This window comes from Pyrodictium brockii, assembly GCF_055379715.1.
The window spans coordinates 1442622-1462708 of record NZ_AP042401.1 but is presented as its reverse complement, the minus strand read 5'-3'; the positions used below and the strand labels follow the sequence as shown (position 1 = coordinate 1462708).

Below are 20087 nucleotides of genomic sequence, written 5' to 3'. Positions count from 1 at the left end.
GAGCTAGCCTGGCCGGCTCCTCTCGAAGGGGTTCACCGCCTCCGCCTCCCCGGTCAGCTCGCCCTCCACGTACACCGGTACCCCGCCCACCAGGGTGGCCAGAACCTCCATGCAGCCCCTCTCCATGAAGTATGGTACTAGCCTGGCCTTGCTCCACCGGGGCGCCCCTATCCTGGTGCTGGCCGGGCGCCAGGCCGCCAGGTCCGCCCGAGCCCCCGGCTCCAGCACGCCGTAGCCCCTTAGCCCCAGTATATCCGCGGGCCCCTTCCCGGCGAGGCGGAGGAACTCTTCAAGCCTCAGCGCCCCGGCCTCAACGAGGCAGTAGAGGAGGCTGGGCCAGGCCTCGAGCCAGGCTATGCCCGGGCTGCAGGTGAGGGGCTCAGTCTTCTCCCACGCCGCGTGGGGCGCATGGTCGCTTGCCACGGCGTTGACCCCGGCCTCGAGGAGGGTCTGGAGCAGCCTCCACTCCTCTATGGAGCTGCGGAGTGGAGGATTGACCCGGTAGAGGCAGTCCTCGCCCCAGCCCTGGAGCAGCAGGTGGTGGGGCGCCACATCCACGGTGAAGCCCGAATTGCGGGCGTGCTCTATGGTCGAGGGGCAGGAGGCGTGGGTTATATGGAGCCGGGCCCGGGGCTCCAGGCTCCTCAGCAGCTGTACAGCGGCGGCCTCCCAGTGGCAGCCCCGATGCACTGCTCTGAGGCTATTGCTCTCCGCCACGGGCTTCTCGGCCTCCGGGAGCTCGGGGTGGACAACCACTAGCGCGCCGGGGAGCTCAAGGATACGCTTGACAGCCTCCATCCTCTCCTCCAGGTCGCCCGGGTAGATCTTGAACCCCGCTACCGGGAGGGAGGCAAGCTCCTCGACGAGGCCCGGGCTGTCGGGGACACCGGCGTAGACGGCGTAGTCGACCAGGCTCCTCTTCCGCAGAGCCCTCAGCTTCTCCTCAAGCGCCTCGGGAGTGGAGAGGCGGGGCACCGTATTCGGCATATCCGCCACCAGGGTTATCCCTGCGGAGGCGGCTGCGGCTGTGCCGCTGCGCTCATCCTCCTTGTAGTCCAGCCGGAGGCCGCGGAGGTGGACATGCATGTCTATGAAGCCGGGGGACACGTAGACCCCCATCCCCCGGTAGTCGAGCACGCGCTCTGCGCTGACGGGCTTCCTGTGGATGCCCGTAACCAGGCCTCCACGGGCCGCTACACAGCCCTCGCCGAGCACCCCCCGATGGTCTACGAGGATGCCGCAGACTACCGTGTCTGCCTGCATGACTCCTCAGCCCAGCAGCCCAGCTTCGCTGCGGGCAGCACGGGGCCCTCGCGGCATAGTAGGATGCCGGTGCAGGGCACCAGGCAGGCGCCGCAGAAGCCCATGCCGCAGCGCACCATGGTCTCTAGGCTGAGGTAGAGGCGGCCCAGCAGCCCCTTCCCCGCGGCGAGACGGTATAGGCGGCAGAGCATGGCCTCGGGGCCTGCCGCGGCTACTGCGTCGAAGCCCTCCAGGCCTAGATCCTCGACGACGTCTACAACGGTGCCCCGGCGCCCCCTGCTCCCGTTCTCGGTAGCCACTACTAGCTCCACCCCGGGGCCCAGGTAGCCCTCCACGGGCGCAAGCTCCCCCGCACTACGAGCACCGTAGACGAAGACTACCGTTGCCCCCTGGTCGGCCGCCCACCTGGCCACGGGCGTCAGCGAGGCGGCCCCGGTGCCCCCGGCGGCCAGTAGGAGCCTAGCAGCCCTGGGCTTGAAGCCCCTCCCCATCGGGCCTATGATCCCTGCCCTCTCCGGCGGCTCCTCCACAATCCTCCTCGTGGTCGGGCCCCGCGCCTTCACGAGGAAGTCGAGCCTCTTAGCGCCGGAGTATATCGGTGCCAGCGGTACAGCCTCCATCCCCGGGACCCAGAACATGGCGAACTGGGCGGGCTCGAAGACTGGAGGCCTGCAGCCCAGGGGCTGGTATGAGAGGAGTGCCACCCCCTCCCCGCGCCACAGGATTCTGCGCAGCTTGAGGCTGCAGTAGTCGTAGCGTCTATCCCCGCTAGCCCCCCTGCTCCTCGAGCTGCTCAAGCACGTCCTCCTCCTCCATTATGGTGCCGCAGTAGACGCACTGGAGGCGTAGGGGGTGCTCGGAGAGGAGCCGGAACCTCGGCCGCACCGGCTCCCTGGGCTTGCGAGTTATGCAGGTGGGGTTGGTGCAGGATATTATCCCCTCTATGACCGGGGGTAGTTTGACCCTCTTCTTCTCGACAACCCGATAGTCTTTAACAATGTTTATAGTGGCCGTGGGGGCTATCAACGCTATCCTGTTAACCTCCTCGCTGCTCAGATGCCTGCCCTCAACCTTCACAATGTCCTTCCAGCCGAGCTTCCTGCTCTCAACGTTCATTACCACGGCAACCCTCAGCCCCTCCCTCCCGGTTATCCCGAGTATCCTCAGCACGGCGAGGGCGCGGCCGGCAGGTATGTGGTCGATGACTGTTCCCTCCCTTATCCTGCGTACGAGCAGCCCCTCGGAGGGAGCCATCGAGGGCTACACCTCCGCTCCGAGCACCAGGGAGAGGAGGGCCATGCGCACCGGCACACCGTTACGAGCCTGGATAAAGTAGGCCGCGTAGCCGGTCTCGTCCACGTCGAAGGCTATCTCGTCGACCCTGGGCAGCGGGTGTAGCACCCTGAGCCCGGGCTTAGCGTGCTTCTCGAGCAGCTCCCTGGTAACACGGTAGCTCCCCCTAACCTTCTCGTACTCCCTGGGATCCGGGAACCTCTCCTTCTGGATACGGGTCACGTATAGCACGTCGAGCTCGCCCAGCACGTCCTCGAGCCGGTCAACCTCCTCGTAGCGTATCCCTGCCTCCTCCAGCCTCACCCGCACCTCCGGGCGGGTGCGCAGCAGTGGCGGGGAGATCAGATAGACCTTCTCCGGCTTGAAGAAGGTTAGGCCGAGGATGAAGCTCGAGGCCGCGCGGCCGAAGCGCAGGTCGCCCAGAACCCCGTAGACGAGCCCGTCTATGCCGCCGAAGAGCTCCTTCACAGTGAAGAGGTCCAGCATCGCCTGGGTTGGGTGATGCTGCTTGCCATCCCCGGCATTTATGACGGGTTTCTCCGCCACCTCAGCCGCGTAGAGGGCTGCGCCCTCGTAGCGGTGCCTAATCACTATCACGTCCGCGTAGCCGTCCAGCATCCTAACCGTATCGGCCAGGTTCTCCCCCTTAGCAACGCTCACCGCCTCTTCGCCGGTGAACCCTATAGTCTCTGCGCCCAGCCTCTTGGCGGCGGTCTCGAAGCTGAGCCTCGTCCTTGTTGAGGGCTCGAAGAACGCTAGCGCCACTATTTTGCCCTCGAGGAGCCTCGACACCCTGCCCTCGGAGAGCAGTCTCTTCATCCGCTCAGCGGCTTCGAAGAGGCTGCAGAGATCCTCCCGGGTGAAGTCGAGGATGCTGATAACGTCCCGTCCACGCCAGCCCTGCGCAGGCATTCAGGCCCTCAGTCCTCCTCTCCGTAGAGGCTGGCTATAACCCTCCGGGCCTCCTCGCGGGAGAGCAGCCCCTCCTCCGCCGCAGCCCTGAGCACCCCCCGCAGCGTCGCCACCCTCATCAGCCGGACACCCATGCCCTCCAGCCTCTCCCTAGCCCCCTGCTCCCGGTCGACAATCACGAGGGCGTAGCGCGCCTCTGCCCCGGCGCCCCGTAGCGCCTCCACGGCCGAGGCGAGGCTCCCACCGGTGGTTGCCACATCATCTACGACGAGGACGGTCCTGCCCTCAACCACGCCCTCAACTCTCCTGCCCAGGCCATGCTGCTTCTTCTCGCCCCTCACGTACGCCATGGGCTTGCCCGCGTAGAGCGCCAGGCCAGCCGCCCATGCTATGCCCGCAGTAGCCACCCCGGCCACTACGTCGTACTCTGCCTCGAGCGATGCAGCGTGGAGGAGGGAGAGGACGGCCCGGAAAGCCCGGGGGTAGCTGGGCAGCCTCCGGAGGTCGATATACACCGGGCTCTTCGCTCCACTGGTCAGGGTGAACTCGCCGAGCTGGAGGGCTCCCGTCTCGACTAGTATCCTCGCCAGCAGCTTCTCAGGATCCATGGCTCGTCCCCCGGCAGTTGCTGAGCCTCGCCTCCTGCTCTCTGCGTATCCTCTCAGCGGCCTCCACGGGGTCGTCGCTCCCGGTTATGGCGCGGCCGACTATCTCGTAGTCGGCGCCGGCGCAGAGGGCGGAGCCGGGCTCAGCCCCCTGGGCGCCCACCCCCGGGGACATTATGGCTACGCCCGGGCCGAGCCTCCTCCTAACAATGCCGACCACCCTGGGCCTCGTCGCGGGGGCCACCACGCCCCAGGGCCTAAGCCTCTCCAGCGTCTCGAGTATCCTGGGGAGAGCGTGGTCGTAGGCCTCCCGGGCCCCCGGGTGGCTCATGGACGCCACTACCACTAGCCTCTTGCCCAGCGAGTCCAGGTAGTCCTTGAGCTCGCCGAGCGCCCCCTCCACGCCCACAAACCCGTGGGCTATCACGGCGTCGACGTGCTCAGCGACAAGCCCAGCCGTAAGCCTCATTACGTAGCCTATGTCGGCTAGCTTGAGGTCCGCCACCCAGAGCGCGTCCCGGCACCTCCTCCGGAGCAGCCCGGCGTAGCCCGGGCCCCTGGCCATGAGGAGGGGGAGGCCCAGCTTGAAGCCGTCAACCCGGCTGCAGAGCTTCCCGACAAGCTCCTCGTAGCCTCCAGGCCTGTCGAGAGCCACGAGCAGCCCCATAGCAGCTGCTGCCCATGGTTCCCCTGGATGCGGGGCTAGGGCTAAATAGCCATGTGGCGCCGCCCGGCTGGGGGCGCTGGACCCATCCAGGGCCCTGCCGGGTTATGAAGGGAGGACCGGGAGGACCTTGCAGGGCCTTCATGTGCCGGGGCTCTATGGCGGCTCCGCCTCGAGCCGAGGGGAGATGCTCTCCCGCCTGGAGAAACTGTCCAGAATAGTAGGCTCCACGCCCACCAGGTGCTTCCAGCTTGGCCGCTATAGGCTCTGTGTCAAGCTAGAGTATGTAAACCCTACGGGCAGCCATAAGGATAGGATAGCACTCTACATGATACGCTCTGCAGTCGAGAGGGGAGACCTGGGCCCTGGCGGCTGCGTGGCGGAGGTGAGCAGCGGCAACACAGCCACCTCCGTCGCCTGGATAGCGTGGAGCCTCGGCCTGCGTCCAACTCTCTTCGTGGAGCGCATGGCATCGAACACTAAGAAGAGCCTCGTAAGGATGCTGGGCGGGGAGGTCGTCGAGATAGGCGATGAGGGGCTGAGCAGGGACTGGGCCAGGGAGCGCGCTGAGGAGCTGGGCTGCCTCCTCCTCGACCAGACCAGTAACGAGTACAATCACCTGGCCCACTACGAGACCACCGGTGTGGAGATAGTGGAGCAAGTGGGTAGGGTTGACGCCTTCCTGATGGGCGTCGGGACCGGTGGAACAGTCACCGGCGTCGCCCGCCGCCTGCGCGAGAGCCAGGGCAGCACGCTGGTGGTGGCAGTGACCCCCAGGGGCTCCAGGCTAGCCGGCGGAGAGGGCGGCGACACTATAGAGGGCCTCGCCTCCCGCAGCGTGCCGCCGCTCTATGAGAGGCACCGGGCCCTTGTGGACACGGTGGTCGAGGTTAGCGGCCGGGAGGCTCTCATGGGGGTTGAGGCCCTGGCCTCTGCCACCGGGCTGTTGGCGGGCCCCTCCACCGGGGCCGCCTTCGCCGCGGCCTCCAGGCTGATCCTGGAGAGAGCCATCGACCCAGGCTCAACGGTGGTGATAATAGCGGCCGACAGCCTGGCCCGCTACCCCGAGCTCTCCAGCAGCTTCCGGCTGGGAGCTGCCGGAGGAGCCGCTCTCCTTAATAGCTGGCTGGCCTAGTGGAGCTCAAAAGCGGGCAGGGCATGGCAAAGTACATCTTCGTGACGGGGGGAGTCCTCAGCAGCGTCGGTAAGGGGATAACCACAGCCTCCATAGGCCTGCTCATGAAGGCCCGCGGCTACACCGTCACAGCAATAAAGATAGACCCCTACATAAACGTTGACGCCGGCACCATGAACCCCTACATGCACGGCGAGGTCTACGTGACCGAGGACGGCGGGGAGACCGACCTAGACCTGGGCCATTATGAGCGCTTCCTTGACACGTTCCTCTCCAAGAGGAACAATATAACGACGGGCCAGGTATACCTCACCGTGATAGAGAGGGAGAGGCGCGGCGAGTACCTGGGCCAGACGGTGCAGGTAATCCCCCACATAACCAATGAGATCAAGGCCAGGATAAGAGAGGTTGCGAGGAATACCGGGGCCGACATAGTGCTCGTGGAGATAGGCGGCACGGTAGGCGATATAGAGGGGCTCCCGTTCCTTGAGGCAGTGCGCCAGATGAGGATGGAGGAGGGATACCAGAACACCCTATTCATCCACGTGGCTCTGGTACCGGTCCTCTCCACCACCGGGGAGCAGAAGACGAAGCCGGTCCAGCACAGCGTCCAGGAGCTGAGAAGGATAGGAATACAGCCAGACGCGATAATCGCTAGGAGCATTAAGCCGCTGGAGGACGAGGCCCGGAACAAGATAGCCCTCTACGCCAACCTGCCTCCCGAGGCAGTGTTCAGCAACCCTGACGTGGAGGTGATATACGAGGTCCCCCTGATACTCGAGGAGCAGGGCCTCGGCCGCTACATAGCCCGGAGGCTCGGGCTGGAGGACAGGAAGCCAGACCTATCCGCCTGGGAGGACTTCGTCAACTGGGTGAAGGGGGCGAGCAAGCCCGTCCGGGTAGCAATGGTGGGCAAGTACACCAAGCTCAAGGACAGCTACCTCAGCATAATAGAGGCTCTGCGCCACGCCGGCGCAGCGCTCCGGGTGAAGCCCGTCCTAAACTGGTACGAGTCGACGCTGGTGGAGAAGGGCAAGCTGAGCCCCAGGAAGCCTCTGGAGGAGAACGATGCTGTAATAGTGCTTCCCGGCTTCGGCGCCCGGGGCGCGGAGGGCAAGATAGCGGTAATAAGGGAGGTCATAGAGGAGGGGAAGCCCTTCCTGGGGATATGCTTCGGCATGCAGCTTGCAGTGGTGGCTATAGCTAGGCACCTGGCAGGCCTCGAGGACGCTAACAGCACCGAGCTAGACCCCGACACCCCCTACCCAGTGGTAGACCTACTAGAGGAGCAGCGCTATGTGAACCAGCTAGGCGGCACCATGAGGCTGGGCTCCTACCCGATAAAGCTGATACACGGCACCCTGGTCCACAAGGTCTACGGCGGCAAGGAGATAGTCTATGAGAGGCACCGCCACCGCTACGAGGTCAACCCCAAGTACCTCGACCGGCTCGTCTCGGCTGGCATGGATGTATCCGGCTACAGCCTGGAGGGAGGCCGCGTAGAGTTCATAGAGCTGAAGGGCTACCGGTTCTTCGTCGGCAGCCAGCCTCACCCGGAGTTCCGGAGCAGACCGATGAGGCCGGCCCCGCTCTTCCTTGGCCTACTCCGCGCCGCCCAGGGGCTTGACCCGGCCGGGGAGGGCTAGGGCCAGGGCCCGCACCCTCTAACACCCGGGGGCCGCGGAGATTATCTCAGGGCTGGATGCCCTGTAAGAGGTGTAGCCAGCTCCTACCGGTGGTGGAGAGGTGTAGAGCCGGCTATGCAGGGTCAGCAGAAGCCGAGCATCGACGAGATAGATATGAAGCTCCTCCGCCTCCTCCGCGACAACGCCCGCATGTCCTACGTGAGGCTGGCCCAGGAGCTGGGGCTGAGCGAGTCGGCTGTAAGGAAGAGGATAACAAAGCTCATCAAGACTGGTGTGATAAAGAAGTTCACCATAGTCTACGATACCGGGAGCGAGATAAGAGCGTTCATACTTGTGAGAACCCAGCCCCCGGTGTCGGTGCCGGAGGTGTCCAAGAAGATACTCTCGCTCGACCTCGTGGAGGCCGTGTACGAGGTGACCGGGGACTACGATATACTGGTGATGGTGCGCGGCGAGAAGATAGATGACGTAAACAAGTGTATAGACTATATAAGGTCGATACCCGGAGTCTCCGGCACAAACTCCATGATAGTCCTACGCCAATGGGTGTAGGGAGAGCAGGCGGCGGGAAGCAGGGGCCCCGGCATAATAAAACTGCTTGCAAACACTGTTCAAGCCTAACCCTTAACACTACTCACGTGGGGAGAAGGCCGAGGGAGGCCCTCCTAATGTCACCCCGGCCCTCCGCGAAGCCTTTGAAATGCCTCCAGCCCCCGGCGAGCGGTGAGGAGCCATGAACAGCACGGGGATGTCGCGTAGGTACTGGCTACTAGCACGGCCCGGGATACTACGCATACTAGCGATACTCTACGAGCACGGCCCTATGCCGATACACCGCATCCCCCGCTACGGTATAGGTGTTGGTACAACCTACCGCAGCGCCCGCGAGGCCGCAACGCTCGGCCTCATAAGGCTCTTCTACTGCGGTAGCAGCAAGTGCGTGAAGCTAACCGAGCAGGGTATGCGTGTAGCCGAAAAGATAGAGGAGCTCCTCAAGGTGCTTGAGGAGCTGAACCTGGCCGAGCCCCTCCAGGGCAAGCATACCGGCGAGGAGACGGTGTAGCATCCTAGGCAGCCCCGAAGAGGTAACGGCTAAGAGCCGCACCTCTAGACAGGTAGTCGCATCTCGGGGCCGCTGAGGAGCTGTCGCCCACACCGAAGCCGGGCGGTGAGGACGTCAGCCTGGCCCTGAGGCCTCCCCCCTCTTACCACAGTACGCGTACACCACTACCTCGTATACCCTCTTGTCGCCCCCAAGCATCTTCACGAGTTCGTCCATTATACTGGTGGCGTTATGATCTATGTCCAGCACCTTGCCGTTGTCAAGGCACACCACATTGATATGGGGATTGGTGTCGTCGTAGCGTGTCTCGCCTGCGACGTCGAAGCTCTTGATGAGCCCTAGCTTCTCGAGAAGCTGGAGGTTATTGTACACCGTGCTGGGGCTCACGCTCGGCATTACCTGCCGAACCTTCTCGAGTATCTCCATGAAGCTGGGGTGATCCTTAATGTTCTCGAACACTATACGCGCTATCGTGAGCCTCTGAGCAGTAACCCGGAGCCCTTGCCTCCTCAGCTCGGTTATCAGCCGTACAAGCCTTTCCTCGACGTTCCCGCTGGCAGCGGCCACCGTAGTACCCCCTCCCGAAGTTCTTCCAACCTAGGAACAGTGCCTAATCCCGCTCTAATATTGTCTTCTGCGTTAATCTATCTTTCCCTGGCGTACCCAGGGCTGGCCTCGGCTAAAGGAATTCTCGTCATCTCAGTGGAGGATGCTCTAGCTGGGGAGTACTCCTCATCGGCCCCTAGGGGGGACCCGGGGTATGGGTGAGCGTGCTCCTATAAGCCCTCCAGGGACTTTGTAACATGCCCTATACGGATCCCTAGGCCTCGGCCTGGCTCGTGGAAGCCTGGGGAACGCTGCCCTCAGGGCCTGCTCGTTTCCTGGAAATGCCCGCTATGAACCTCAGTATGTCCGTTCTCGTCACAATGCCTGCTACACGCCCCGCAGAGTCTACGACTACAACCCTGCCTATATCATGCTTGTTCATAAGCTCTATGGCATGGTTAATGTCGTCGGTCTCCCTCACGGTTATCACGGGGCTTGACATGTAGTCGCGTACCTTCGCGTCGATCCTGCCCTCGGCCAGGGCCCGCGTGAGATCTGTCTGGGTTATTATCCCGACTAGCCTCCCCCTCTCGACTACCGGTACGCCGCGTATCCTCTTCGAGGAGAGAATGGCCGCCACTTCCTTTATAGGCGTCTCGGGGCTGGTTGTGAGAGGCTTAAGGCTAGCAATCTCTATAACTGGCACCTTCGGGACGCTCACCATACGGGTTATCTTTATGCTCATTTGGCCGCTAGCAGGATCCATATGTACTACTGTGCCCTCTATCATGACGTTGGCTAGGGGTGTAGGCCCTATCTCCACGTGATCCCCGGGCTTCACGTGCCTCCTTATATCGCCGTGCACCCTTAGTATCGCCCTACCGCCCTCAGGGTTCAGCACGTCGAGTATCTCAATGCCTATAATAGTCACGTCTATCTCTGTGCCGTCCCTGCGCAGCTTAACCGGCACCTGGGTCATAGCGCCCTTCATTACCTCGTAGGCCTTGAGGGTAGGCATGTAGCCACCGCTGGGCCCCGTCTTGGACTCCACGAGGCCGAGGCTCTTGAGGCTGAGTATTATGTTACGTACTGTGCCCTCGTCGCGGTTTATGACCTCCGCTATCTCCTTGCTCTTTATGAGCCGCCGCTTCTGCTCATAAAGCTTTATAAGAGCCTCCAGCACCTCACGCTGTGACATGGTAAGTCTGTAGTGGGCAACCACCCCTAACCCACCCGCCGCACTGGAGCCCCAGCGTACTCACATATATTAGTATACTCTATCACTTAGAACCTTCCTAGTGTTCGTCCGCAGGACGGTATAGGAACCAACTAAAGATAGACGGATGGTGCCGGGACCAGCCTTCTTATTAGGCAGCAATAATAATCATAGTATGGCAACATAACTATTAGGATAGTAGTTTCTGAAAAGTGCCCTGGCCTAGGTGCCGGGGGTTTATCCTAGCCTGCTTTCCCGGCTCCCCGGGGCTTCCGGTGCAAGCCTCACGAGCAGAATTGCCCCCTCCTTGCCTACGACCAGCACCATGTCGCCACGCCGGATGGGCTTATCCCCCGTGTTGCGGGCCTGCCAGTACTCCCCCTCGACCAGCACGAAGCCGGTGCCGCCGGGAGGGATGTCGTCGAGCGCTTTCCCCCTCTTCCCCACGGGGGAGGGCTGGTAGATGGGCTTCAGCCTCCAGGCCCTGGCAGCCTTGTATACGACCACTAGGGTTAGCCCGGCTATAGGCACGGTCGCAGCTAGGAGCGTGTAGAGGGTGCTGTGGAGGCTCTCCCCAGCAATGTATATAGGCTTGCCGGCGAACATTATGAAGCCGCCTATGAGCAGTAGTAGTATGCCCGTTATCCCGACCACGCCGAAGCCGGGTATGAGCGCCAGCTCCGCTATCAGCATGATCGCGCCTACCAGCATCAGAGCGGCTGCCAGTACGCTGGCGCTGAGGCCTAGGCCGAAGAGGCCGAGGAGCATCAGCGCTATCCCGGCCGCTATGGCTAGCGGGTGCCCGCTGGCGATAGCGGCTATTATCACTAGCACTGCCATGGTTGTGAGGAGGGAGCTGACCAGGGGGTCCGAGAGTATATGGGCCAGCCGGAGGCCTGGAGGCATGCCATAGTAGACTATCCTTGGCTCTATCAGCGTGAGCCTAACGGGCCCGTATATGGTTTCAACCACAGTATTATTCGCCTTCTCCAGCAGCTCCCATAGGCTCCTGGCGACCGCCTCCACCGCGTGGAGCCTCACCGCCTCCTCGGCGTCCAGCACCAGGTTGTGGTAGACAAACTCCCTGGCGAGGCTCGTATTCCTGCCGTGGAGCCTCATGCACGCTTCAATCTTCTTGTAGACGGGGTTCAGTACCTTGGACTCGTTAACCGGGCGGTACTCCCCGCTGCTGGTCAGCTCGACTGGCTGGACAGCGCCTATAACAGTGCCCGGCTCCATCGCGGCGTAGCTGGTGCACATGAGTATCATTGTCCCGGCGCTCACCGCCCAGCGGCCCCTAGCGAAGCCTATGACCGGCGTCGGCGACCTCTCCAGCATCTCCACAATGTCTAGTGCAGCGTCCAGGCTCCCGCCGGGAGTATTGAGCTCAAGCACCACGGCGCTGGCGTGCATCTTCTCGGCGTACTCCAGGGCTCTCACAACGTAGTCCCGTATGGACCCGTCTATGACCCCTTTAACAGGGGCCACGACAACAATGCTTCTCCCGTCCCCTGCGCTGAGGGAGTGGTGGGCGGCGAGAGGCATGAGGACGGCCAGCAGCGTTACCGCGGCCAGCCACTCCCGGGACAAGCGCGTCTCCATCCCCTCCTGCAGGTCCTCCCAGCAGGTGGAAGGGGCTAGGGCCTCCTAAACCCATGCCCCTCGAGGCCCCTCTCTGCCAGGAACACGTAGATGATGTAGAGTATGGCGGCGATCACGGCGACAGCTATGAGGAACACTATGATTTTCACGAGAATACTGGCTGTCACGCAGACCAGCGGGAGCCCTATGGCCCCAGCCACTATGTATTTGAGCGCCCTCTCTGGCTCAGCCCTCCTAATGAAGGCGTAGGCGAGGCCCAGCACTCCCCCAGCCAGGGCCAGGGCTAGGAGCGACATAGCGTTCCCAGAGGCCCGCGAGGGGCGGTGTACTGCTAAAAACCAACTGCCCATAAGGGCTAGCCGCGGCCCCCGGAGGGGGCTAGACGGTTACGCGGCGGGGCTCCCTCCGCGGGGCGAGCTCGAAGCCGGTAGGGTGCTCGGGGACGCCCCATAGCTCGCGCTTGAGCAGCTCGCGGACGGCTATCCTTATCGCCTCGCTCCGGCTACTGTACCTGCCCATCTTGACAAGCTCGTCGAGCCCCTCAAGGTATGTCTCGGGCATCTTCACGGTTACGAGGCGCATCCCGGAGGCTCACCGGTAGGGACGCTGTAGGCATGGAGGTAAGGTTTAAAACCCGGGGGAGCTGTGTTACTTCTTCCACTGAATCCGCTGCCTCCTCTGGAGCTCCCCCGGGGCCCCTGGGGGCTGCTAGACCTCCTCGGGGAAGAAGCTGGGCTTCTCGGCCAGGTTTATGATGGGTATCGCCACCCAGCCTGGGCGTGTAGCGTGTGACACCTCGATGTGCTCTCCCTGGTCGTCTAGCTTCACGAGCAGGTAGCTCCCGTCGCCGAGCTCGTTGCCGCTGTCGACATAGTAGTAGAGCATGGGGAGCCCGTAGAGCTTGTAGTAGTCGCGCAGCACCGCTATGATACCGTACACCTTCCCACCATCCTTGCCGGGGAACCGGACAAGGTAAGCTGGCTGCCCGAGGGTTACTATGCTCGCCGCTATCCTGGCCAGGTCCCTCAGCGAGCCAACCTTAACGGGTATGAGCTTCTCCCCAACCTGCTCGTCGGCCAAGGGTTCCCGGGCCCCCAGCGAGAGCCAAGGCTGTGGCGATAATAAGCACTAGGCCTCTACGACGCTGCCGGGCTCCTAGCAGATTACCCCCGGGCGGGCGGGAGGCTGCTCCTAGAGAGGTGCGGCGGGCCGTGTTCTTCGTAGTCGTGGTGGGGCCTGCGGGCAGCGGTAAGTCCCATCTAGTCGACGCGCTCGGGGACTGGCTGGAGTTCAACGAGCTTGATGTAGCCCGTGTAAACCTGGACCCGGCGGCGGAGTGGCTCCCCTACGAGCCCGACGTGGACGTGCGCGACTACATCGACGCTAGAAGCATCATGGAGAAGCACATGCTCGGCCCCAACGGGGCCCTGGTGGCGTCGGTGGACATGCTGATGAACTACGTGGACAAGATAAGGTCGGAGGTAGAGGCGACCAAGGCTAACTACGTGCTCATAGACACGCCGGGCCAGATGGAGCTATTTGCCTTCCGCGACACCGGGCCCTACGTGGTACGCGAGATAATAGCCGGCGAACGCGCCGCCGCCCTGTTCATATTCGACGCCGTGTTCGCCTCCAACCCGCGCAGCCTAGCCTCCAGCCTCTTCCTGGCCCTCTCAACCAGGCTCCGCCTCGGCCTCCCGCAGGTGAACGCGGTCTCCAAAGCCGACCTCCTGAAGCCGGAGCAGATGGAGGAGATCCAGGAGCAGGTTAACAGCCCCGAGAACCTCTACAACGCCCTCGTAGCCGGGGGGCTCGACCCTCTGATGGCTGAGGCGGCGGCGAAGAGCCTCGAAGCACTGGCGCCCGAGGGCTCCACGGCTCCCGCGGCGCTGCGCTTCGTCTCAGCGCTCTCAGGCTACGGGCTCGACGATGTCTACGCAGCGCTCCAGCAGGTGCTCGCGGGGGGAGAGGACTTCTACACGGAGGAGCCGAGCCCCCGGCTCTAGCCCCTCCAGGCGGCCCGCGGTCATGGGCCGGGTTTCTAGGCCACGCGCCCCGCCTGGAGAAGGCCGCGGTCCCCTAGGGCTCTTTCCTGCCGGGGGATTGCCCGGGGCTCCGCGGCCCTCGGGGGGAGGCAGGTGAGCGCCCTCTCCACGGCCTCTAGGGCGTTGGGGCCGAAGACGTAGATCACGGGCTCGAGGCCCTGGCCGCCCAGGTCCGCCACAGCGTCCACGGGCCCGCCTGTCTTGGAGAGCACCTCCGCTATCTCCTCTAGAAGCCTCTCGGGGCTCCTATGGGGCCCGGTTTCGATCACGTGGAGCCCCTTCTCCCTTAGCCTCTCGATGCAGCTCCGCGAGTGGGCTATCACCGCCACGGCGCGGATGCCGGGCCGCCTCTTCTTGGCCAGGAGAAGCACCTGTGCAGTGTGCCTGCTCCCCCCGTAGGCGGGGTTACCCACCGCCACGACCTTGTCCCCGGCCCGGACTAGGGCCCCGGTGAGCCCGACGGTCTCCTGCAACGAGGAGGCGTGGGGGGCCGCTGCGACTATGTTGGAGCCTACGTTGGGTACTAGCTGCTCGGCGCCGGGGGCTGAGGAGAAGAGCCTCACCGCCTCCTCCACCTCCAGCACCAGGGGGTCGCTGCCGGGCTGGAAGAGGCTGGAGCATATGCTGCAGTCTCGGGGCACCATGGGGTCGAGGCGCTGGTGGAGCTGGCAGAGGGAGCCGCGGACGAGGAGCGTGTTTATGTAGCTCGTGAAGAGGGAGATATAGCCCCTATAGTCGCCCTGGAGGAGCCTCGAGGCCAGGACGGCTGCCACCGAGGACGCCTCGTCTCCGAGGGCGCCGGCCTCCTCGAGCTCGCGGAGCACCTCACTCCTCTTCCGCCTCAGGTACCTGCTCACCATGGGCTGGGAGACTCCAAGGAGCCTGGCTATCCTCTCCTGGCCTAGCCCCTTCTCCCTGAGCACATGGGCTACAAGAGCCTTCATGGGGGGCACTATATAGCGTGCGGCGAGCTCGTGCGGGAGCATAGGCCCTCCTTCCCCGGGCGCATTGCCTGAAGGGCTCCGGGGAGCCCTCCAGGGGAGAAGGAGAGCATACGACTCCTCTTAAGCAGGTGCGTGCCCCGGGTTTGGCGGAGAAGGGGGTGGCGCCCCCGCTATGCCCCGCGTGCTCGGAGAGAGAGATGTAGATAAGCTCAAAAGCTACATAGTGGATCTATACAAGCGCTTCATACCGGTGAAGGCGCTCCCCCCGGACCTCGGGGGCAGAGGCGAGCTGGAGAGGGCCAGGGTGCTTCAAGAGGAGCTGGAGAAGCTGGGCCTCAGAGTAGAGAGGTTTGATGCGAGCGACCCGAGGGCTGAGGGAGGCGTGCGCCCAAACCTGCTCGCAGTCCTCCCCGGCCGCGACGAGAGCCGCACCCTCTGGGTAGTGGCCCACATGGACACGGTGCCGGAGGGTGACCCTAGTCTCTGGAGGAGCAACCCCTACAGCGTGGTGGTGGAGGGCGACAAGGTGTATGGCAGAGGCGTGGAGGATGACGGTCAGGGCATAGTGCTCGCGCTCGCGGCCGCCAAGCACCTGGTGGAGAAGGGCCTCGAGCCCCGGGTAAACCTGGGCATAGCCCTGGTGAGCGACGAGGAGGCGGGCAGCAGGTACGGGCTCATCTACCTCCTCGAGAAGGGGGCTTTCGGCCCGCCTGAGACCGACTGGTTCCTGGTCCCGGATGCCGGGAGCCCCGACGGCTCCAAGGTGATAGTGGCGGAGAAGCATATAGCCTGGATAAGGGTCACGGTGAGGGGGAGGCAGGCCCACGCCAGCATGCCCCACACGGGGCTCAACGCCCACCGCCTAGGAATGATGTTCAACCTGGAGCTGGACAGGCTGCTGCACGAGAGGTTCACCCGCTACGACGAGAGGTTCGAGCCACCCGTCTCCACCTTCGAGCCCACGAGGAAGGAGGAGAACGTAGGCAACATAAACACTATACCTGGCGTGGACACGGTGTACTGGGATATGAGGATACTCCCAAGCTACAGCCTGGAGGAGGTCCTCGACACGGTGAGGGCCGTGGCCTACAGCTTCTCCGCCAAGACCGGCGCCGGGGTGGAGGTTGAGCCCGTGGTACTCGACGAGGCGGGCGAGCCTACTAGGACGGACAGCGTGTTCGTGAAGGGCTTCCTCGAGGCTATAAGGGAGGCTAGGGGCGTGGAGCCGAAGCCCGTGGGCATAGGGGGCGGCACGGTGGCCCGCTACCTGCGCCGCCACGGCTACCAGGCAATAGTCTGGATGACGTGCGACGAGACGGCCCACCAGCCTAACGAGTACACCCGCCTGAGCTACGTGCTGGCGGACGTGGATACACTCCTACACTACCTGCTCAACAAGGCCTAGCCGCCGCGCCGCCATGTTTTAACAGCCAAGCCCCTCGGCCCCTGGGCCTCCCGGGGGCTCCAGCCCGGGTGCCTGGCATGGGGCTGCGGCTCACTACCACGCGGTACTTCAGCATACCCTACAGCGTGTTCGATGTCCTCCTCCAGATGAGGGGCGCCATAGACCCGGACTCGGGGCAGATAGTCTGCCACTTCTACGACCTAGGTGTCGCGGTCCTCGAGTCACCCGGGGCTGCTGTGCCGGTTATAGTGGTCGAGGGCTGCCTCCTGGCCACCTTCGGGGATGAGAACGTTAAGGCGCTCCTGGACTCGGGCTCGGCTGTGGAGGTCCAGGAGCTCCGGGTTACCCAGGGCAGGGTGATGGTGGGCGACGTGGAGATAGACCACTTCTGGGGGCTGGCCGCCCTCGCCTACGCCGGGGAGACGGGGGCGGAGGTGAAGCTCTACAAGCTCCGCCTCGACGTGGACGGCTTCGAGGCACCCGTCGCGGGGGTATACGTGAGCTCCACCGACGCCGGCCCGATGCTTATGCTGGTTCCCAGGAGCTGCGAGTACATAGAGGAGCAGGAGCAGCCCCCGACCCACATGTAGGGGCTATCTCCTGCCGCAGCTCCTGCAGCCGCAGAGCAGCCTCAGAGCCTCCTCCTCCATCGGGTGGAGCCTGGGCGCAGTCACCACAAGGCTATGGGGCGGGGGAGGGTAGCTGGCGGAGGCCACCTCCTCCGGCGTCCCCGCGACGCAGCGCTGCTCGCTCGTCCCCGCCCTCGCCACCCCAGCTAGGAGCGCGCTCCGTATCTGTGGCTCACGCCCCGTCTCCCGGGCGAGCTCCTTCTCCAGCTCCAGAAGGATGCTCACCGCCTCCGGCACGGCCATCGCGCGGCCCTCGTCGAGCCTTAGGTCGAGTAGCACCAGGGTGTGGAGCCCCCTCTCCTGGTTGGCCCAGATGGTCTCCACGGTGCTGTAGGGCTTGAACCCCTCCTCGGGGTAGACAAGGGTGACGGTCTTCCCGAACCTGTATACCTGCAGCCCCGTGGCGTCAACAGCGGCCTGGAGCCCCGAGACCCCCGGGACGGCGTGGGCCTCTACGCCCCTCCTCCTAGCCTCCAGGAGCAGGGCCACGTGGGTGGTGGCGTGCAGCGGGTCGCCGGGGACGAGGAGCACGACGCTCCTCTCCCTCGCCTCCTCCACGAGCCTCCACGCCTCGTCCTCCAGCATCCTCCTGGTGGCTTCCACGATCTCCGCGCGGGGGTTGAGCCTCCTCACAAGCTCCCGGTCGACGCCCGGCGCTATGCTTGTATACACGTCTATGTAGACCTTGTCGGCGGCCCCTATCAGCTGGAGCGCCCGTAGGGTGAGGTACTCCGAGGAGACGCCCGCACCCACGATGTAGAGCGGCAAGGCCCCGCAGCCCCCTGGGAGGCTACCGCTGTAGCCCGTAGTAGCGGCGCGCCCTCTCACTCAGCCCGCCGACCACTATGTGATCAAACACTGTCCCCCTGCTCTCCCGGAGCCGGAGCGTCTCCACGATCCACTCGTACCTGCCGCCGGCAAGCCCGTTGGCTATCAACGCGGCGCCCAGGGCGGCCTCCTTAGCTGTGCCCCTGTAGCCCAGCCCGGTGGCCTCCGCCCCGAGCCTGGAAAGCAGGGGGGCGAGCTTCTCCCCCAGGGCGCGGCGGAAGGCCTCCACCCTCCACCAGCGCCCCGTAACATAGACCCTGCGGGGCCTGACGGACGCGAGGAGGGCGAGCACGTCCTTAGCGGCAGCCTCCGCCAGCGCCTCGATCACGAGCCGGGCCCTCTCATCCCCCCTGGCGGCCCTCTCAGCCACCTCCTCGGGCGGGGGAGGGGGCCACCCGCCGCCCAGCAGCGCAGCGGCGCCGCCCTCGAAGAGCCTCTCCTTGCTAAACCCGGGCTCGATGAAAGCCGCCAGGTAGGCTACCTCCGAGTCCCAGGCCCCAGCCCCCATATAGCCTGTAAACCCGGCCGTGCCGCCTATACCGTCCACGATCCTCCCCGACTCCAGGGCCAGGGCCGCGGTGTAGGCGTAGCCCACCTCCAGCACTATTATGTCCGCCTCCTCGACCGGGGTGCCCCGGTCCTCGACCTCCTCCCTGAGCGCGGCCGCGGCCGAGTATACCTTGTCGCTGGTCCCCATGTCTATCTTGTTTAGCTTCCTCCACTCGGGCACCGTGGGGAGCTGCACCACGCCCGGGGTGAACCAGACGGGTAGATCGCTCTCAGCCAGCAACTCCATGGCCCTCCGGAGCCCGAGTATCCGGAGCCCCCTCTCCTCGTCCCCGCGGTGGATGAAAGTGGCGGCCCTTATCTCCTCCCTGCCCGTCTCCTGGGCCCTCTTCAGCGGCACCCCGTAGCCGCTGGACACGGCTATCGAGGAGACATTATTCTCCCGGACAAGCATACTAAGCCTCTCAACTATTATGCCAGGGTTCTTGACAACAAGCATCCTCGGTATAGCCTCCTCGTACACCACCCTAAAGCCTCCATCGCTCTCCTCTATCGCCACAATGTCCACGCTGTATGTGCCCGAGTCCACTCCAGCGCTTCTCAGCCCCAACACTCCCACCTCTAGGCCGGAAGCTAGGCCGCCAGGACGGGGCCACGGAGGCCCCTGGGGGCGGGGCCCTTAGGAGCTCTAATCCCGCCGGACACAGGTAGCGGCGTGGCCTGTCTTAACATGCTATGCCGCTGCAAGCCCCGGGGGGCATGGGGGCTAGAGCACTCTGGCTCCCTGGTTGTCGGGGCCGGCTAGGTAGACGCTGCCGCCGCCGTGGCTGGAGAGCCACTTCTCCAGCTCGGCCGCGATTCTCAGGGCTTCGCTGAGGCTCGGGGCTATCGTGTAGAATGTCGGCCCCCAGCTGCTCTGCGCAGCCCCCGCAGCGCCGAGACGGTGGAGGAGCCTTATCCCCTCCTCGACCAGGGGGCAGCAGTAGCGCCCCTTCTGCCTGGCGGCCCAATACTCGCCGAGGAGCGAGTTGAACTCCTCCAGTGCTTCCAGCAGCTCCCTCAGCCTGGCCTCGGCCGCGGCGGGCATAAGCTTCATCAGCACTATCCGGGAAGCCCTCATAGCCATCTCCTCCGACATGGTGGGCATAGCGTCTAGTACCTCGTCCTCCCTCTCCTTGACCTCCAGTATGGCGGGCAGCGGCTCCCGGGGCACAGCCACCACGAACCGCCAGCCGGCGGGCAGCTCGTACCTGGCTATGAGCGGGGGTATGCTCCGGCCCCTCTCCTCCAGCCGGAAGCCGCCATCAACCACCATGCCGCCGCGGGTGAAGCTGTAGAACCCGAGCGCTGAGACGGTGGAGCGGCCCAGCGCCAGCGCCGCGTCCTCCAGGCTGAAGCCGCCGCCGTAGAGGAGCTGGTAGGCCCTGGCCAGGGCTAGTGCGAGGGCGGTGGTGCTCCCCATGCCCACGTGCCTGGGTATGGACTCGTGTATCCTCACGCACAGCCCAGGGAGCCCCAGCCGGCCCCTCAGCCTCTCAGCCAGCTCCTCAGCCCTCTCGGCGTCGGGGCCCTCGGCCCGGGTACCGCTGCAGCGCCACGCCTCCAGCACGAGCCTCGGCCGCGAGATGGTGAAGCCAACTGTGCCGTAGAGCCTGCCGAGCCCGCCATGGAGGTCCATGTTGCCGGCGTGGAGGTGAGCGGGGGCCGAGACCAGGACCCTCTCTGGCACAGCTCCTAGCCCTCCAGGGAAGGCCCCCGGGGGCCTAGCCCTTATCTACCCGGCT

At 64.4% G+C, this 20087-nt stretch carries 23 protein-coding genes; 7 read left to right on the top strand and 16 right to left on the bottom strand.

All coding sequences use genetic code 11. The annotated features are described in order from the left end of the window. Positions 1-3: 3 nt before the first annotated feature. Genes pyrC through ACZ42Y_RS07815 form a run of 6 tightly spaced genes read right to left on the bottom strand, consistent with a single transcriptional unit; the run spans position 4 to position 4740 of the window. The gene (gene pyrC, locus ACZ42Y_RS07840; protein ID WP_464735431.1) at positions 4-1263 is read right to left on the bottom strand and encodes a dihydroorotase; all 1260 of its coding nucleotides are present in this window, start codon (positions 1261-1263) and stop codon (positions 4-6) included. After that, the gene (locus ACZ42Y_RS07835) at positions 1245-2060 is read right to left on the bottom strand and encodes an iron-sulfur cluster-binding protein (protein WP_058370527.1); all 816 of its coding nucleotides are present in this window, start codon (positions 2058-2060) and stop codon (positions 1245-1247) included. The genes pyrC and ACZ42Y_RS07835 overlap by 19 nt, the downstream gene beginning before the upstream one ends. Then, positions 2032-2517 carry an aspartate carbamoyltransferase regulatory subunit gene (gene pyrI / locus ACZ42Y_RS07830; protein WP_058370528.1) on the bottom strand — a complete coding sequence of 162 codons (486 nt, stop codon included), beginning with the start codon at positions 2515-2517 and terminating at the stop codon, positions 2032-2034. The genes ACZ42Y_RS07835 and pyrI overlap by 29 nt, the downstream gene beginning before the upstream one ends. 6 nt (positions 2518-2523) lie before the next feature. Further along, entirely contained in the window at positions 2524-3468 is a 945-nt protein-coding gene (gene pyrB, locus ACZ42Y_RS07825) for an aspartate carbamoyltransferase (RefSeq protein WP_464735430.1), read from the bottom strand. 8 nt (positions 3469-3476) lie between these two features. Beyond that, positions 3477-4076: an orotate phosphoribosyltransferase gene (pyrE, locus tag ACZ42Y_RS07820; RefSeq protein WP_464735429.1), complete on the bottom strand. Its 600-nt coding sequence runs from the start codon at positions 4074-4076 to the stop codon at positions 3477-3479. Continuing rightward, positions 4066-4740 carry an orotidine 5'-phosphate decarboxylase / HUMPS family protein gene (locus tag ACZ42Y_RS07815; RefSeq protein ID WP_464735428.1) on the bottom strand — a complete coding sequence of 225 codons (675 nt, stop codon included), beginning with the start codon at positions 4738-4740 and terminating at the stop codon, positions 4066-4068. The genes pyrE and ACZ42Y_RS07815 overlap by 11 nt, the downstream gene beginning before the upstream one ends. A 127-nt stretch (positions 4741-4867) precedes the next feature. On the opposite strand from ACZ42Y_RS07815, the gene ACZ42Y_RS07810 reads away from it, so the two are divergent. The 4 genes from ACZ42Y_RS07810 (at position 4868) to ACZ42Y_RS07795 (ending at position 8581) form a co-directional block, all read left to right on the top strand. Continuing rightward, entirely contained in the window at positions 4868-5872 is a 1005-nt protein-coding gene (locus ACZ42Y_RS07810) for a PLP-dependent cysteine synthase family protein (RefSeq protein ID WP_464735427.1), read from the top strand. A 23-nt stretch (positions 5873-5895) separates the two neighbouring features. Next, complete coding sequence (locus ACZ42Y_RS07805) at positions 5896-7518, top strand: CTP synthase (protein ID WP_464735426.1); 1623 nt, start codon at positions 5896-5898, stop codon at positions 7516-7518. 114 nt (positions 7519-7632) lie between these two features. Continuing rightward, positions 7633-8070 carry an HTH-type transcriptional regulator LysM gene (lysM, locus tag ACZ42Y_RS07800; protein WP_058370535.1) on the top strand — a complete coding sequence of 146 codons (438 nt, stop codon included), beginning with the start codon at positions 7633-7635 and terminating at the stop codon, positions 8068-8070. Positions 8071-8251: 181 nt separating this feature from the next. After that, positions 8252-8581 (top strand): hypothetical protein, encoded by a 330-nt coding sequence (locus tag ACZ42Y_RS07795; RefSeq protein ID WP_058370536.1) that lies wholly within the window; start codon positions 8252-8254, stop codon positions 8579-8581. Positions 8582-8695: 114 nt separating this feature from the next. On the opposite strand, the gene ACZ42Y_RS07790 is transcribed toward ACZ42Y_RS07795, so the two are convergent. The 6 genes from ACZ42Y_RS07790 to ACZ42Y_RS07765 form a co-directional block, all read right to left on the bottom strand. After that, positions 8696-9148 (bottom strand): Fur family transcriptional regulator, encoded by a 453-nt coding sequence (locus ACZ42Y_RS07790; RefSeq protein WP_464735425.1) that lies wholly within the window; start codon positions 9146-9148, stop codon positions 8696-8698. Between the two features lie 253 nt (positions 9149-9401). Further along, on the bottom strand, positions 9402-10325 hold the full coding sequence (locus ACZ42Y_RS07785; protein ID WP_464735424.1) for a CBS domain-containing protein: 924 nt from the start codon (positions 10323-10325) through the stop codon (positions 9402-9404). Between the two features lie 255 nt (positions 10326-10580). Beyond that, positions 10581-11933 carry an NfeD family protein gene (locus ACZ42Y_RS07780; protein ID WP_464735423.1) on the bottom strand — a complete coding sequence of 451 codons (1353 nt, stop codon included), beginning with the start codon at positions 11931-11933 and terminating at the stop codon, positions 10581-10583. Positions 11934-11980: 47 nt separating this feature from the next. Further along, the gene (locus tag ACZ42Y_RS07775; protein ID WP_058370539.1) at positions 11981-12241 is read right to left on the bottom strand and encodes a hypothetical protein; all 261 of its coding nucleotides are present in this window, start codon (positions 12239-12241) and stop codon (positions 11981-11983) included. Between the two features lie 82 nt (positions 12242-12323). After that, positions 12324-12527, bottom strand: coding sequence for a ribbon-helix-helix domain-containing protein (locus tag ACZ42Y_RS07770; RefSeq protein ID WP_058370540.1), 204 nt, complete (start codon positions 12525-12527; stop codon positions 12324-12326). Between the two features lie 126 nt (positions 12528-12653). Continuing rightward, entirely contained in the window at positions 12654-13025 is a 372-nt protein-coding gene (locus tag ACZ42Y_RS07765) for a cren protein (RefSeq protein WP_464735422.1), read from the bottom strand. A gap of 131 nt (positions 13026-13156) precedes the next feature. Between ACZ42Y_RS07765 and ACZ42Y_RS07760 the strand changes: the two genes are divergently transcribed. Then, the gene (locus tag ACZ42Y_RS07760) at positions 13157-13951 is read left to right on the top strand and encodes an ATP/GTP-binding protein (RefSeq protein WP_464735421.1); all 795 of its coding nucleotides are present in this window, start codon (positions 13157-13159) and stop codon (positions 13949-13951) included. Between the two features lie 35 nt (positions 13952-13986). Here ACZ42Y_RS07760 and ACZ42Y_RS07755 read toward each other — a convergent pair whose 3' ends face one another. After that, positions 13987-14976, bottom strand: a complete 990-nt coding sequence (locus tag ACZ42Y_RS07755) for a thiamine-phosphate synthase family protein (RefSeq protein WP_464735420.1) — start codon at positions 14974-14976, stop codon at positions 13987-13989. Positions 14977-15106: 130 nt separating this feature from the next. On the opposite strand from ACZ42Y_RS07755, the gene ACZ42Y_RS07750 reads away from it, so the two are divergent. Together ACZ42Y_RS07750 and ACZ42Y_RS07745 are read left to right on the top strand one after the other, a co-directional pair. Continuing rightward, positions 15107-16339: a M20 family metallo-hydrolase gene (locus tag ACZ42Y_RS07750; RefSeq protein ID WP_464735419.1), complete on the top strand. Its 1233-nt coding sequence runs from the start codon at positions 15107-15109 to the stop codon at positions 16337-16339. A gap of 77 nt (positions 16340-16416) precedes the next feature. Beyond that, positions 16417-16929: a hypothetical protein gene (locus ACZ42Y_RS07745; RefSeq protein ID WP_058370544.1), complete on the top strand. Its 513-nt coding sequence runs from the start codon at positions 16417-16419 to the stop codon at positions 16927-16929. Between the two features lie 3 nt (positions 16930-16932). On the opposite strand, the gene dph5 is transcribed toward ACZ42Y_RS07745, so the two are convergent. The 3 genes from dph5 to ACZ42Y_RS07730 all read right to left on the bottom strand — a co-directional run bounded on the left by dph5 (position 16933) and on the right by ACZ42Y_RS07730 (position 20032). Next, on the bottom strand, positions 16933-17736 hold the full coding sequence (dph5, locus tag ACZ42Y_RS07740; protein WP_464735418.1) for a diphthine synthase: 804 nt from the start codon (positions 17734-17736) through the stop codon (positions 16933-16935). A gap of 22 nt (positions 17737-17758) precedes the next feature. Continuing rightward, entirely contained in the window at positions 17759-18913 is a 1155-nt protein-coding gene (locus tag ACZ42Y_RS07735; RefSeq protein WP_058370546.1) for a DUF1464 family protein, read from the bottom strand. Between the two features lie 156 nt (positions 18914-19069). Further along, positions 19070-20032: a GHMP family kinase ATP-binding protein gene (locus ACZ42Y_RS07730; RefSeq protein ID WP_464735417.1), complete on the bottom strand. Its 963-nt coding sequence runs from the start codon at positions 20030-20032 to the stop codon at positions 19070-19072. Positions 20033-20087 lie beyond the last annotated feature (55 nt).

Excerpts from the sequence above, each read along its gene's own strand:
- ACZ42Y_RS07755 (WP_464735420.1), bottom strand. The coding sequence starts at position 14,976 with ATGCTCCCGCACGAGCTCGCCGCACGCTATATAGTGCCCCCCATGAAG.
- ACZ42Y_RS07815 (WP_464735428.1), bottom strand. The coding sequence starts at position 4,740 with ATGGGGCTGCTCGTGGCTCTCGACAGGCCTGGAGGCTACGAGGAGCTT.
- ACZ42Y_RS07785 (WP_464735424.1), bottom strand. The coding sequence starts at position 10,325 with ATGTCACAGCGTGAGGTGCTGGAGGCTCTTATAAAGCTTTATGAGCAG.
- pyrI (WP_058370528.1), bottom strand. The coding sequence starts at position 2,517 with ATGGCTCCCTCCGAGGGGCTGCTCGTACGCAGGATAAGGGAGGGAACA.
- ACZ42Y_RS07805 (WP_464735426.1), top strand. The coding sequence starts at position 5,896 with ATGGCAAAGTACATCTTCGTGACGGGGGGAGTCCTCAGCAGCGTCGGT.
- ACZ42Y_RS07770 (WP_058370540.1), bottom strand. The coding sequence starts at position 12,527 with ATGCGCCTCGTAACCGTGAAGATGCCCGAGACATACCTTGAGGGGCTC.
- ACZ42Y_RS07745 (WP_058370544.1), top strand. The coding sequence starts at position 16,417 with ATGGGGCTGCGGCTCACTACCACGCGGTACTTCAGCATACCCTACAGC.
- ACZ42Y_RS07775 (WP_058370539.1), bottom strand. The coding sequence starts at position 12,241 with ATGTCGCTCCTAGCCCTGGCCCTGGCTGGGGGAGTGCTGGGCCTCGCC.
- lysM (WP_058370535.1), top strand. The coding sequence starts at position 7,633 with ATGCAGGGTCAGCAGAAGCCGAGCATCGACGAGATAGATATGAAGCTC.
- ACZ42Y_RS07750 (WP_464735419.1), top strand. The coding sequence starts at position 15,107 with ATGCCCCGCGTGCTCGGAGAGAGAGATGTAGATAAGCTCAAAAGCTAC.
- ACZ42Y_RS07795 (WP_058370536.1), top strand. The coding sequence starts at position 8,252 with ATGAACAGCACGGGGATGTCGCGTAGGTACTGGCTACTAGCACGGCCC.
- pyrE (WP_464735429.1), bottom strand. The coding sequence starts at position 4,076 with ATGGATCCTGAGAAGCTGCTGGCGAGGATACTAGTCGAGACGGGAGCC.
- pyrC (WP_464735431.1), bottom strand. The coding sequence starts at position 1,263 with ATGCAGGCAGACACGGTAGTCTGCGGCATCCTCGTAGACCATCGGGGG.
- pyrB (WP_464735430.1), bottom strand. The coding sequence starts at position 3,468 with ATGCCTGCGCAGGGCTGGCGTGGACGGGACGTTATCAGCATCCTCGAC.